10 protein-coding genes and 1 pseudogene are annotated in these 13,522 nt (G+C 62.6%); 7 read left to right on the forward strand and 4 right to left on the reverse strand.

What is annotated here, in order from left to right; genetic code table 11:
* Positions 1-29: 29 nt before the first annotated feature.
* The 3 genes and pseudogenes from dprA to AC3IQ7_RS04805 all read left to right on the forward strand — a co-directional run bounded on the left by dprA (position 30) and on the right by AC3IQ7_RS04805 (position 4,631).
* A pseudogene (dprA, locus tag AC3IQ7_RS04795) lies at positions 30-1,135 on the forward strand (DNA-processing protein DprA).
* A 94-nt stretch (positions 1,136-1,229) separates the two neighbouring features.
* Positions 1,230-1,694: a Smg family protein gene (locus AC3IQ7_RS04800; RefSeq protein WP_099379960.1), complete on the forward strand. Its 465-nt coding sequence runs from the start codon at positions 1,230-1,232 to the stop codon at positions 1,692-1,694.
* Between the two features lie 273 nt (positions 1,695-1,967).
* Positions 1,968-4,631: a DNA topoisomerase III gene (locus AC3IQ7_RS04805; protein WP_099379959.1), complete on the forward strand. Its 2,664-nt coding sequence runs from the start codon at positions 1,968-1,970 to the stop codon at positions 4,629-4,631.
* Between the two features lie 68 nt (positions 4,632-4,699).
* Here AC3IQ7_RS04805 and AC3IQ7_RS04810 read toward each other — a convergent pair whose 3' ends face one another.
* The 4 genes from AC3IQ7_RS04810 to AC3IQ7_RS04825 all read right to left on the reverse strand — a co-directional run bounded on the left by AC3IQ7_RS04810 (position 4,700) and on the right by AC3IQ7_RS04825 (position 9,194).
* Complete coding sequence (locus AC3IQ7_RS04810; RefSeq protein ID WP_489208493.1) at positions 4,700-5,425, reverse strand: hypothetical protein; 726 nt, start codon at positions 5,423-5,425, stop codon at positions 4,700-4,702.
* 74 nt (positions 5,426-5,499) lie between these two features.
* On the reverse strand, positions 5,500-6,909 hold the full coding sequence (locus tag AC3IQ7_RS04815; RefSeq protein ID WP_489208494.1) for an alkaline phosphatase: 1,410 nt from the start codon (positions 6,907-6,909) through the stop codon (positions 5,500-5,502).
* Between the two features lie 29 nt (positions 6,910-6,938).
* A complete protein-coding gene (locus AC3IQ7_RS04820; RefSeq protein WP_099379956.1) occupies positions 6,939-8,390 on the reverse strand; it encodes an alkaline phosphatase in 1,452 nt (483 codons plus the stop codon).
* Positions 8,391-8,504: 114 nt separating this feature from the next.
* Positions 8,505-9,194, reverse strand: a complete 690-nt coding sequence (locus AC3IQ7_RS04825) for a hypothetical protein (RefSeq protein ID WP_489208495.1) — start codon at positions 9,192-9,194, stop codon at positions 8,505-8,507.
* Between the two features lie 99 nt (positions 9,195-9,293).
* On the opposite strand from AC3IQ7_RS04825, the gene AC3IQ7_RS04830 reads away from it, so the two are divergent.
* The 4 genes from AC3IQ7_RS04830 (at position 9,294) to AC3IQ7_RS04845 (ending at position 13,402) form a co-directional block, all read left to right on the forward strand.
* The gene (locus AC3IQ7_RS04830; protein WP_489208496.1) at positions 9,294-10,211 is read left to right on the forward strand and encodes a LysR family transcriptional regulator; all 918 of its coding nucleotides are present in this window, start codon (positions 9,294-9,296) and stop codon (positions 10,209-10,211) included.
* A gap of 88 nt (positions 10,212-10,299) precedes the next feature.
* Positions 10,300-11,169 carry an MBL fold metallo-hydrolase gene (locus tag AC3IQ7_RS04835; RefSeq protein WP_489208497.1) on the forward strand — a complete coding sequence of 290 codons (870 nt, stop codon included), beginning with the start codon at positions 10,300-10,302 and terminating at the stop codon, positions 11,167-11,169.
* A gap of 20 nt (positions 11,170-11,189) precedes the next feature.
* Positions 11,190-11,846 carry a DsbA family protein gene (locus AC3IQ7_RS04840; protein ID WP_489208498.1) on the forward strand — a complete coding sequence of 219 codons (657 nt, stop codon included), beginning with the start codon at positions 11,190-11,192 and terminating at the stop codon, positions 11,844-11,846.
* A 92-nt stretch (positions 11,847-11,938) separates the two neighbouring features.
* On the forward strand, positions 11,939-13,402 hold the full coding sequence (locus AC3IQ7_RS04845; protein WP_099379953.1) for a catalase: 1,464 nt from the start codon (positions 11,939-11,941) through the stop codon (positions 13,400-13,402).
* Positions 13,403-13,522: the final 120 nt, after the last annotated feature.

Here is a 13,522-nt window from a genome sequence, read left to right on the forward strand (position 1 = left end):
GGGATGGCACAGTACACAGTGAGGTTGTCATGCATGCACTTGCCACGATGGCAGACACGGCCACGGAACTGGCGGGCTGGCTGCGCCTGCAGCATCTGCCCGGCGTGGGGCCGGTGGCGGCGCGCGCCTTGCTGGCCCGCTTCGGCTTGCCGCCGGCCATCTTCGCCGCATCATTCGAGGCCCTGCGCGAAGTGGTGCCGGCCAGCGTGGCGCGCGCCATCGTGCAGCCGCCCAAGCCGGTGGCCAACAGCCAGCTCGATCTCACCCTGCAATGGCTGCAGCGGCCCGGCAACGCCGTGCTGACGCTGGCTGATGCCGCGTATCCCCGGTTGCTGCTGGAAATCGCCGATCCGCCGCTGTTGTTATATATGTACGGGGGCGGGCGGAACTGCTGTCGCGTCCCGGCGTGGCCATCATCGGCAGCCGCAATGCCAGCGCGCAAGGCATGCAGAATGCGGCCGCCTTTGCGCAGGCCCTCAGCGCGGCAGGCCTGACCATCATTTCCGGGCTGGCGCTGGGCATCGACACGCACGCGCACGAGGGCGGCTTGCGCGGCGCGGGCGGCACGGTGGCCGTGATCGGCACGGGCGCCGATCTGGTGTACCCGCGACGTAACCTTGATCTGGCGCAAAGAATCGCCGAACAGGGTTGCATCGTCAGCGAGTACGCACTGGGCTTACCCGCCATGCCCGGTAACTTTCCGCGCCGCAATCGCCTGATCAGCGGCCTGGCGCGCGGCGTGCTGGTGATCGAGGCGGCCGCGCAATCGGGTTCATTGATCACGGCGCGCCTGGCGGGCGAGCAGGGGCGCGATGTGTATGCCTTGCCCGGCTCCATCCATGCGACGTTGGCCAAGGGTTGCCATGCGCTCATCAAGCAAGGCGCCAAGCTGGTCGAGTCGGCCGATGACGTGCTGCAAGAGCTGGAATGGCTGGGCGGCGCTCCCCACGAGCCGCCAACGGTGGAATATGAACCGCCGCTGCTGGCCGCGCTGGGCCACGATCCCCTCGATGCCGATACCCTGGCCGCGCGCAGCGGCCTGGCCATGGGCACGCTGATGGGCGAATTGCTGGCGCTGGAGCTGGCGGGCCGGGTGGAACGCTTGCCCGGGGGACTGTTTCAACGCTGTAAATGACAGCTTGTCACTTGTGTGGCGGCCTTGCCGCACGGCGGCGCTTTGTCGGCGCGCACCCTTGTGTCGCAGCGAACTTAGCTGATAGAGTAGAGCCATGTTCGATATCCTGGTGTACCTCTACGAGACTTACTATCGCCCCGATGCCTGCCCCGAGCCGGCAGTCCTGGCGCGCAAACTGTCGGCCGTCGGTTTCGACGACGTGGAGATTTCCGAAGCGCTCGTGTGGCTGACGGATTTAAATGCCATGGCCGGCGTCGAACACACGCTGACGGCCAGTTCCACGGGCACGCGCTTTTATGTGCAGCAGGAAAGCGACGTGCTGGGCACGGCCGCCATCGGCTTCATCCAGTTCCTGGAAAGCGCCAAGGTGCTGTCGCCGCTGCAGCGCGAAATCGTCATCGAACGGGCGCTGGCGCTCGACGAGGCGCCCGTGTCGCTGGGCAAGCTGAAAGTCATCGTGCTGATGCTGCTGTGGAGCCAGGGCAAGGAACCGGACGCCCTGATGTTCGACGACCTGTTTGTCGACGATGAAGATCTGCCGCCGCGCCTGCTGCACTAATATATAAACGCCCTTGGCCGCACCTGGCGCCACTGCCGCGCCATCTCCCTTACTATATGCTGCGGCACCGCGCCCGCCAGCCCATTGTGTTTGCGCTGGCGCATTCTTGCTTGCAGATAACTTGCCGAATTCTTCAATAGGCGCTTATCATTGGCCGCTTGACAAGACCACAAGTCACAAGGCCTTGCGCAGACAAAAGCGTCGGCGCCTGGCAATGCACTGTATGATGCGCATGCTGAAACTATCCTAGAGCATTTTTCGAGACTAAAAAATATGACAAAAACCCTCATCATCGCCGAGAAGCCTTCTGTCGCGAACGATATCGCGAAGACGCTTGGCGGCTTCACCAAGCACGATGAGTACTTTGAATCGGATGAATACGTCCTGTCCTCGGCGGTCGGCCACTTGCTGGAGATCGCCGTACCGGAAGAATTCGACGTGAAGCGCGGCAAATGGAGTTTCGCGCACTTGCCGATGATTCCACCGTATTTCGCGCTGAACCCGATCGCCAAGACGGAAGCGCGCCTCAAAGTATTAAACAAGCTGATCAAACGCAAAGACGTTACCACCCTCATCAACGCATGCGATGCGGGGCGCGAAGGCGAGCTGATTTTCCGCCTGATCGCGCAAAACGCGAAAGCCAAGCAACCGGTCAAGCGCCTGTGGCTGCAGTCGATGACGCCAGGCGCCATCCGCGACGGTTTCTCGCACCTGCGCAGCGACGAAGAAATGCTGCCGCTGGCGGACGCGGCCCGCTGCCGTTCGGAAGCCGATTGGTTGATCGGCATCAATGGCACGCGTGCCATGACGGCGTTTAATTCGAAAGAAGGCGGCTTTTACCTGACGACCGTGGGTCGCGTGCAGACGCCCACCCTGTCCATCGTCGTCGAACGCGAAGATAAAATTAAAAAATTCGTACCGCGCGACTTCTGGGAAGTGCGCGCCGAATTCGTTTGCGCGGCCGGCATCTATGAAGGCCGCTGGCTGGACACGAAATTCAAGAAGGACGAGAACGATCCCGAGAAGCGCGCCGAGCGCCTGTGGAGCAAGACGGCTGCCGATTCGATCGCCACCGCCTGCCGCGGCCGCCAGGGCATCGTCACGGAAGAATCGAAACCGACCACCTCGATGGCGCCGGGCCTGTTCGACCTGACCAGCCTGCAGCGCGAAGCAAACTCGCGTTTCGGCTTCTCCGCTAAAAATACCCTGGGTCTGGCCCAGGCGCTGTACGAAAAGCACAAGGTATTGACGTATCCGCGTACCGATTCGCGCCACCTGCCGGAAGACTACATGCCGACCGTGCTGCAGGCGCTGGAAACGGTCAAGGAAAACAGCAATTACCACCAGTTCGCCAAGCAGATCATCGACAAGGGCTGGGTCAAGCCGAACAAGCGCATCTTCGACAATACCAAGATCTCGGATCACTTCGCGATCATCCCGACGACGATCGCGCCAAAGAATTTGTCCGAGCCGGAACAGAAATTGTACGACCTGGTCACGCGCCGCTTCATGGCCGTGTTCTTCCCGCCTGCGGAATTCCAGGTCACCACGCGCTACACGGAAGTGTCCGGCCATCAGTTCAAGACTGAAGGCAAGGTCATGACCAATCCGGGCTGGCTGGCCATCTATGGCAAGGAAGCCTCGACGGACGCCGACAAGGAAAGCAATGGCAACGGCAATCTGGTGCCAGTGGCCAAGGGCGAGAAAGTACAGACGGAAAGCGTCAACGCCAACGGCCTGGTCACCAAGCCGCCTGCGCGCTTCACGGAGGCGACCTTGCTGTCGGCCATGGAAGGCGCCGGCAAGCTGATCGACGACGACGAACTGCGCGATGCGATGGCTGGCAAGGGCCTCGGCACGCCAGCGACGCGCGCGGCCACCATCGAGGGCTTGCTGACGGAACGCTATCTGATCCGCGAAGGCCGCGAACTGATTCCGACGGCGAAGGCGTCGCAGCTGATGACCTTGTTGAAAGGCCTGGGCGTCAACGAATTGACGGCGCCGGAGCTGACGGGCGAGTGGGAATACAAGCTGTCGCAGATGGAAAAAGGCAAGATTTCGCGCGAAGAATTCATGCGTGAAATCGCGCAGATGACGCAAATCATCGTCAAGCGCGCCAAGGAATACGACAACGACACGATCCCCGGCGACTACGCGACGCTGGAAACGCCATGCCCGAATTGCAGCGGCGTGGTGAAGGAAAACTACCGTCGCTTCGCCTGCACCAAGTGCGAATTCTCGATGAGCAAGACGCCGGGTTCGCGCCAGTTCGAAATCGCCGAAGTGGAGCAATTGCTGAAGGACCGCACCATCGGCCCGCTGCAAGGCTTCCGCTCGAAGATGGGCCGTCCGTTCGCCGCCATCCTGCGCATCGTGCGCGATGAAGAGATCAAGAACTTCAAGCTGGAATTCGATTTCGGCCAGAACGACGAGAGCGAAGATGGCGAAGGCGTCGATTTCACGGGCCAGACGCCCGTGGGACCTTGCCCCAAGTGCAATGCCGGCGTGTACGAAATGGGCCTGGCCTATGTGTGCGAACACAGCGTGGCCAAGCCGAAGACGTGCGACTTCCGCAGCGGCCGCATCATCTTGCAGCAGGAAATCTTGCCGGAACAAATGGCAAAACTGCTCAACGATGGCAAGACGGACTTGCTGCCGGGCTTTGTTTCGCAGCGTACCCGTCGTCCGTTCAAGGCTTTCCTCGTGCGCGGCAAGGATGGCAAGGTGAGCTTCGAGTTTGAAGAGCGCAAGGCCAAGCCGGGCGCGAAGACGAAGGCGGCAGCCGTTGAGGCCGAAGGCGAAGAAGGCGCGGCGCCAGCGAAGAAAACGGCGGTCAAAAAGGCTGCCGTGAAGAAAGCGCCAGCGAAGAAAGCCACGGCCGTGAAAAAGCCGGCCGCCAAGAAGGCGCCGGCGAAGAAAGCGGCAGCGGCGGAATAATCTAGCCTCAGCCAGAAAAAAGCCAGGGATGTCCCTGGCTTTTTTTACGTCCCGATTTTAGTTGGCGCTTAGTCGAGGTAGTCGGAATACTCGCGCTGCGCGTAATTCTGCAGGTTGGCCCACGGCTGCGCCTTGCTGACGGTGGGCTGCAGCTTGACGTCGACCCGGCGATAGAAGGTATTCGCGCGGTCGCCGCTTTCGATGACCAGGGGAATCTGCTTTTGCTCATCCCACAGGATGCGCTGGAACACGCCATTCTTTTCCACTTCGCGCCAGCGCGCGCCCGTCACGGTTGATGCCTGTTTCGACAGCGGCATGGCGGCCACCAGTTTCGGGTCCAGCAGATAAAAACTGTTTTCCCAGGAGCCGTCGAAATTCACGTTTTCGTACTCGGCCTTGGGGATGGCGACGACGATCTTGTCATGCGCATCGATGTATTCCACGCGCACGGTGTTCTTTTCCAGCATCACGTGGCGCGGGATCAGCACGGGATTGAAGTGCTTGTGTTCATGCTGCGTGCCTTTCAGTGCCACTTTCCTGTTGTCGCCATGGTTGTGGCCCGCATGCGCATCGGTCGACGGCGCCAGCACGCGCTCGACCCACACGTGGCCTGGGCGGCGCAGCATCTTTTCTTCGTAGCGGCTCTCGCGCGTCACGCCTTCCGGCGTCAGGACGCGGCTGTAATAGGTGATGCCCAGGTCCAGGTCGGCAGGAGCGGATGGCGTGGCAGGGGCGGCTTGCGCGCTGGCGGCAAAGCCGGCGGCGAGGAGGACGGCGATCAGGGACGATTTCATGGTGTTGCCTTTACGTGCAGAGGGGCGGAGGGCTTGCGCCATCCGCCCCGGTGGGGTTACCGTGTTGATGTGGATCAGAAGCCGAACGCTGCCTTCAGCAAGTCAAACACCTTGGTGTTGTCCAGGGTGCCCTTGAAGGGTTTCGCGCCGGCGCCCGTGGCCAGCAGCTTGACGTCGCCGCCGCCGTGGGTTTCGCTGGCCAGACGCACGCCTGTTTCTTGCAGGTAATTGTCTTTCAGGGCCGTGGCGCTGTCGACGTTGCTGCGCAGGTCAGGACGGTTCGGGCCATTGCCGAACACCAGGGTGGTGTAGGTATTGCCATCGGCATCCTTGCTCGGCTGGTTATCCTTGTAGCCGCGGTTGATGTCGAGGATATTGTTGCCGCGCTTGCCATAGCCGTTGAAGGCCAGGGTGTGGTCATGGTCGGCCGTGACGACGATCAGGGTATTGGCCAGGGTCGGATCGGTTTCCTTGATCTTGGCGATGGCGGCCTTGATGGCGTCGTCGAAGGCGATGGTGTCCGTCAGCGCGCGCTTGGCGTTGATGCCGTGCAAGGCGTGGTCGATGCGGCCGCCTTCGACCATCAGGAAATAGCCGCTCGCGTTTTTCGACAGCAAGTCGATGGCCTTGAGGGTCATTTCCGACAGGCTAGGCTGGGTCGCGCCTTCGCCCAGTGGTGGCGTGGCCGTGCGGTCCAGTTCATATTCCAAGTGGCTGCGGGTGCTGTACAGACCGATGAATTTTTTTCCGCTAGGCGCCGCCGCCATTTCCGCTTTCGTCGCGGCCACGGTGTAGCCCTTGGCGGCAAATTCCGTCAACAGGTTGCGGCCATCGGCGCGGCCATACTTGTTGCTTGCCGACCATGGGGTGAAGTGGTTGCGGCCGCCACCCATCAGCACGTCGACACCGTCGCCCAGGGCCGTGTTGTAGCCGACACCGCCTGGCGCCGTTTGCGCGGCGATCGCGTATTGCGCATTGCGGTTGCAGATGTGCGAGAACGTCGTCGCCGGCGTGGCGTGCGTCAGTTCCGTGGTGGTGATGGCGCCCACGGCCTTGCCCTTGGCTTTTGCCAGTTCCAGGATGGTCGGCACGCTCTTGCCGCCGGCCGGGCAGTTGTCCACGCCCAGGTTGCCGTTGGCGTCGCGGCCCGGTTCCTTGGCGATCGTCTCCTGCGCCATCGAGATGACTTCATTGTTCATCTTGACGCCGGTCATGTAGGCGGCCATCGATGGCGCGCTGTCCGTCGTTTGCGCATCGTTCGAGAACGTCTTGATGCGCGCCGTGCGCTCCAGCGTGTCCATCATCAGGCTGCCGTTTTCGCCGTATTGGTAGATGCGCGACGCCGTGACGACGGACGGGCCCATGCCGTCGCCGAGGAAGAAGATGACGTTCTTGGCGTCGGCGGCGTAGGCGCTGGCAACGCTGGCGGCCACGAGCGTGGTCAGCAGCGACAGTTTCAAGGCGGATTTCAATGCTGGTTTCATATGCTTGTCCAATTCTTGTCTCTTGGGGATTACAGACCGCCGGCCGTCTTGACCAGGCCGAATACTTTGGTGTTGTCGATGGTGCCCAGGAAGGTTTCCGAACCCTTGCCGATGGCGCCCAGGAAGACGTCGGTGCCGCCGTGGGTTTCGTTGCCTGCCGCCGTGCGTATCACCGCTTCCTGGTGGTAGGTATTGGCGCTGGTGACGGTTTCATCGAGGCTGGCCATGGCGGCGCGGCTCGATTGCGTGCGGTTTTCGCCGTTGCCGAAGCCGATGATCGAATACGGTGCGCCATCGAGGTCTTTTTCGACCGCGCCGGTGACGTAGTTCTTCACCACGCCCAGCACGCCAGGGTTGCCGGCGGCCGTCTTGCCCGTGCGCTTGGCGTAGCCGTTCAGCACCAGGGTGTGGTCATGGTCGGCCGTGACGACGATCAGGGTATTGGCCAGGGTCGGGTCGGTCAGTTTGGCTTTCTCGATGGCGGCCTTGATGGCGTTGTCGAAGGCGACGGTGTCTTGCAGTGCTTTCTTGGCTGTCGTTTCATGCAGCGCATGGTCGATGCGGCCGCCTTCGACCATCAGGAAGTAACCCTTCTTGTTCTTGGCTAATACGTCCATGGCCTTGGTGGTCATTTCCGCCAGGCTAGGTTCCTTGGCTGCATCGCGGTCCAGGTCGTAGCTCATGTGGCTGGACGTGAACACGCCGAACAAACGCTCCGTCTTGGCGGCATCGACGGCCTTGAAGTCGGCGCCCGTGTTGGCCACCGTGTAGCTCTTCGCTTTCAGTTCGGCCAGCAGGTCGCGGCCGTCGGAACGCTTGCCGCCATCCTTGAACGGTTTGAAGAATTGTGCGCCGCCGCCGAGGACCACGTCCAGGCCGGTGGTGCCCAGCGCGCTGTTGTAGCCCGTGCCGCCCGGTACCAGGGCCGCGGCGATATCGTTTTCCAGGTCGCGGTGGCAGATGTGCGAATAGGTCGCGGCCGGCGTGGCGTGCGTCACGCGCGCCGTGCTGACGACGCCGGCGGCAAAGCCCTTGGCCTTGGCCAGTTCCAGCAGGGTGGTGGCGGGCGTGCCGTTGCCGGTGCCGCATTTGTTGACCAGCTTGTTGCCGTTCGCATCCGTGCCAGGATCGATGGCGACCGTATTGGCCGACATCGAGATGACTTCATTGTTCATCTTGACGCCCGTCATGTAGGCGGCCATCGACGGCGCGCTGTCCGTCACTTGCGCGTCGTTCGAGAAGGTTTTCACGAAGGCTGTTTCCGGCAGGGTGTCCATGGTCAGCGCACCTTCTTCGCCCACCGAATAGATGCGCGCGGCCGTCATGGTGGTCAGGCCCATGCCATCGCCGAGGAAGAAGATGACGTTTTTCGGCGGCGCTTCAGCCACTACTTCTTCTTTTTTTGCATCGCTGCCGCAGGCGGCCAGCATCAGGGTGATGGCGACGCTGCAGCCAGCGACGGAAATTTTTCTGCGTGTCATGTGGTTCATCCGGCTAGGTTTGAAAGAGCTAGCAAGATAACAATCCAATGTGACACCCTCATGACGCTGTGACACATTTGGCCACGCCGGTACGCGTCCCCCGGTCGTGTTGTTTTAGCGCACGTCCTCGGTGGAAAAGTACAGCGTGCCGCGCAAGCGCGCCGTTTTTCCCAGCTGCGCGCGCAGGGCGGCGATCGGGGTTTGCCGTATGCCGGACTTGGCCACCACGATGTCGCCGTGCGGCGCCTGAGCAGGACTGCTCCAGGCGACGATATGCTCGAAATCGGGGCGGCTGTCGATACGCTTGACGAGGAAGCGCTGCGTGCCGTCGCCCACCTGCAGGTAGCGCGCGCTGGCGTTGCTGGCTGGCGCCGGCGACAACCGGCGCATCAGCAGGACGCGCTCGACGATGATGGCGGCGGCGCCGTAACCGGGTTCGGCTTTTCCATCTTTCTCGAAATGCCCGCGCACCACCGTCGCGCGGAACTGGCGCAGCGGCAGCGGCGCGGCCGGCAGCAGGCGCGCCAGCTCGAAGCGCTCCGGCTCGAGGGTCCACAGGGCGGTCTTGCCATCGAGCTGCTGGCGCAGCCGCGCATCGAGTGCGGGATCGGCCAGCCGCACTTGCAGCACCACCTGGTAATCGTGCGGCGCATGGAACATCGGCAGGTGCGAGGCATACAGCCCTTGCTTGCCGCCAAACAGCACCATGCCGTGCAAGCCCCAGGTCAGGGGCGTGGCGTGGGCGAGGCTGGAGGCGAGCAGGAAGAGGGAAAGGAAGAGGGAAAGGAAGAGGGTGCGCAGCATGGGTTTCATCGGTGAGTGGGAATGCCCGGATGATAGAGGCGGTATCATGAACGGTACAGCAACCATTTTTCACTTTTCGTGTCCCATTTGGAAATCATTATGCACATGAGCCTTGCCGACTTGCGCGTGTTTTGCAGCGCCGCGCGCCAGCCGACCCTGGGTGCGGCGGCGCTGGAATTGCACCTGACGCCATCGGCCGTGTCGAAAGCCTTGCGCCGCCTGGAAGGCGACATGGGCGCCCCCCTGTTTGACCGTAGCGGCAAGCAATTGCTGCTCAACGACAGCGGCCGTGTGCTGCTCGAGCGTGCGCGCATCTTGCTGGCGCTGGCCGAACAGGCACGCCTGGACGTGATGGGTGAGCGGGGCGCCATCGAAGGCCGCATCGCCGGCCCCGCCTTGCTGCTGTGGCGCCATGCGGACGCCCTGGCGGCGGCGCTGGACGCCTATCCGCAGGCCAGTGTGCGGCTGCAGCCGGCGTTCGAGGATGCGGCGCTGGCGGCCCTGGCGCGCGGCGACTGCCATGCGGCCCTGGTGACGCAGGACGCCATCGCCCAGCGCGGCGCCGACTGGCCTGCCAGCTGGCGCAGCACGCCGCTGGGCAGCATGCGCATGCTGCTGGCGGCCGGACGCGGCCATGTGCTGGCGCGCGGCGTGCCGGCAGCCTGCGCATCCGTGCGCTGCGGCATGCAGGACATCTTGCCGCACGCCTTTGCCAGCCCGACGCACTCCCTGCTGTGCGGCGAGGAACGGGGCCGCCATGCCGATGGCTGGCGCGGCGTGGCGGCACGTTCCATCCGCTACTGGAGCGACGACGTGCAATTGCTGCTAGGCTATGTGCAGTCCGGTCGGGCCTTGGCCTACCTGCCCGACTTCGCCGTGCGCGCGCACGATCTGGTGCAGGTCGAGCTGGCCGGCAGCGTTGATTGCAGCGAGCAGGTGCTGCTCGTGTGGGATGGCGAACTGGCGGGGCAATGGCTGCATGCATTGGCGCGGCAGTTGTCGATTCATCCGAATTAAGCAACAAACTATTGCGCTTTTACGGGTTTTTCTGCCGAATTGAGCAACGTAAGATGCATGCATCCCAATCATCTTGTGAAGGCACATCATGTTCTCCAAATCCATCAGCAGCGTTCTCGTTTCCACCGTGTTTGCCGCCGGCGCCGCCTCGGCCGCCGCCAGCGCTCCCCTGAGCCTGGAAGTCTTCAACCCGGGCGAAGCGGCCATCTTCCCCGTCGCTTCCGTGCTGGTCGCGGGCAAGCATGACGCCGTGCTGATCGATGCGCAATTCTCGCGCGCCGAAGCGCAAAAGCTGGTGGAAAAGATCCGCGCCAGCGGCAAGAAACTGACGACGGTATACATCAGCCACAGCGATCCCGATTTTTACTTTGGCCTCGACGTGATCAAGGCAGCGTTCCCGCAGGCAAAGATCGTCGCCACGCCTGAGACCGTCGCGGAAATCCGCCGCAAGGCCGACGCCAAAGTCGCCTACTGGGGGCCTATTCTGAAAGACAATGCGCCGCACGGCATCGTCATTCCGGAAGCATTGAAGGGCAAGCGCATCAGCCTGGAAGGCCAGTCGCTGGATATCGCCGGCCCGACGCCGGCGCGCACCTATGTGTGGATTCCATCGATCAAGGCCGTCATCGGTGGCGTGGTGTTGTTTGGCAACTTGCACGTGTGGACGGCCGATACGCAAAGCCTGCAATCGCGCCAGGACTGGCTCAAGACCCTGGACGGCATCGCCGCCTTGAAACCCGTCACCGTCGTGCCGGGCCACTTCAAGGTCGGTTCGCCCCTGACGCCGGACAGCATCGGTTTTACGCGCGACTACCTGGTGACGTTTGAAGCGGAAACGGCCAAGGCCGCCAATTCAGCCGCGCTGATCGAGGCGATGAAAATGCGCTATCCGAAGCTGGGCCTGGATGGCGCTTTAGAGACCAGCGCGAAAGTGGCAAGAGGTGAAATGAAATGGTAAGCGGCAACAAGGAGGCTCTCATGCCCACACTGCACTACATCTTCGATCCACTGTGCGGCTGGTGTTACGGCGCCGCGCCGCTGGTCGAGGCGGCGCGCGCCGTGCCCGGCCTGACGGTGGCGTTTCACGCCGGCGGCATGATGACGGGCAGCAATCGCCGCCAGATCACGCCCGCATGGCGCGGCTATGTGCTGCCGCATGACCGGCGCATCGAGCAATTATCTGGCCAGCCCTTCGGCGACGCCTACGTCAATGGCTTGCTGAACGACACGACGGCCATGATGGATTCCGAACCGCCGATCACGGCCATCCTGGCGGCGGAAGTCCTGGCCGGCAAGGGCCTGGACATGCTGCAGCGCGTGCAGCGCGCCCATTACGTGGACGGCTTGCGTATCGCCGACCTGCCCGTGCTGGTGGCCTTGGCGCAAGGGCTGGGCATGGATGGGGCGGCATTCGAGGCCGAGTATGCGCGGCAGGCGGGCGCCGCCACGCAGCAGCACATCGATGCCAGCCGCGCCTTGCTGGCGCAGGTCGGTGGGCAGGGCTTTCCCACCTTCGTGCTCGACGATGGCAGCGGGAAATTGTCCGTGATCGACATCGGCGGCTTCTTGGGCCAGCCGGCGAAGTTGCAGGCGCAGCTCGGCGGCGTGTGTGATGCCCAAGGTTGTGCATTGTAAATATCTATCGAATCGATAAAATCAATTAACTTTTACTTTGTTGTTGACCTCGTTACACTGGTTCCATTAGTCAACAACGAAGGAAAAGCAGCATGAGCCAACAGCCGCCATTCAGTACCGCCTCGGGCATCCCCGTCGCCGACAACCAGAATTCCATCAGTGCCGGCCCCCGCGGCCCGCTGCTGCTGCAAGACTTTCACCTGATCGAAAAACTCCAGCATTTCAACCGCGAGCGTATCCCCGAGCGCGTCGTGCACGCCAAAGGTTCGGGCGCCTACGGCACCTTTACCGTCACGCACGACATTTCGCGCTACACCAAGGCCAAATTGTTTGCTGAAGTGGGCAAGCAGACGGCGACTTTCGCCCGTTTCTCCACCGTCGGCGGCGAACGCGGCAGTGCAGACACGGAACGCGATCCGCGCGGCTTTGCCGTGCGTTTCTATACGGAAGAGGGCAACTGGGATTTGGTTGGCAACAACACGCCCATGTTTTTCATCAAGGACCCGATCAAGTTCCCCGATTTCGTCCACACGCAAAAGCGCGATCCGCAAAGCAACTTGAAATCGGCCGAGATGATGTTCGATTTCTGGAGCCATGCGCCGGAAAGCCTGCACCAGGTCACCATGCTGTTCTCGGACCGGGGCACGCCAGACGGCTACCGTCACATGGATGGCTTCGGCAGCCACACGTATAGCCTGATCAATGCCGACGGCCAGCGCGTGTACGTGAAATGGCACTTCAAGACGCGCCAGGGCATCAAGAATTTGCCTGCGGCGGAAGCGGGGCGCCTGGCCGGCGCCGATCCCGATTACGCCCAGCGCGACCTGTTCGGCGCCATCGAGCGCGGCGATTTCCCGCAGTGGGAAGTCAAGCTGCAGGTGGCGACGCAGGAGCAACTCGATGCATGGGAGCAGCGCACGGGCTGGAACCCGTTCGACCTGACGAAAGTGTGGCCGCACGCGGACTTCCCGCTGCTGCCGGTCGGTATTTTCGAGCTGAACCGCAACCCGGACAACTACCACGCGGAAGTCGAGCAAGCCGCCTTTTCGCCGGCCAACGCCGTGCCCGGCATGGGTTACTCGCCGGACAAGATGCTGCAAGGTCGCTTGTTCGCCTACCACGACGCCCAGCTGTACCGGGTCGGCACCAACCACCAGCATCTGCCCGTGAATGCGGCCCGCTGTCCCTTCCACAACCAGCAGCGCGATGGCGGCATGGCGATCCACAACGGCGGCGCAGCGCGCAATTACGCGAACGTGGCGGCGGCAGGCACGCAGCCGCAAGGGCTGGGCCACGGCGAGGGGGCGCTGGCGCTCGATGGCGGCGCGGCGCGCTACGATGGTCGCGGCGTGGAAGATGACTTTACGCAAGCCGGCAATCTGTTCCGCTTGATGTCCGCCCAGGCGAAGCAAAACCTGTTCGACAATCTGGCTGGCCCGTTGAGCCAGGTGCGGACGGAAACCTTGCAGCGTCAGCTCGGGCATTTCGAGCGGGCCGATGCGGCCTACGGCGCCGGCGTGCGTGCCGCCTTGCAGGCGCGTGGCGTGACCGTGTAAGTGGATGTTGCAGGCGGAACAAGTATGTTCCGCCTGCTGTTGATGCAGCACAAATTAGAGTGGGATACCAAATATTGCCGTATGGACATATTTGCCTTCCATGCGTAGACTTGTCGGTCT

Source organism: Janthinobacterium sp. GL_088 (assembly GCF_057837845.1).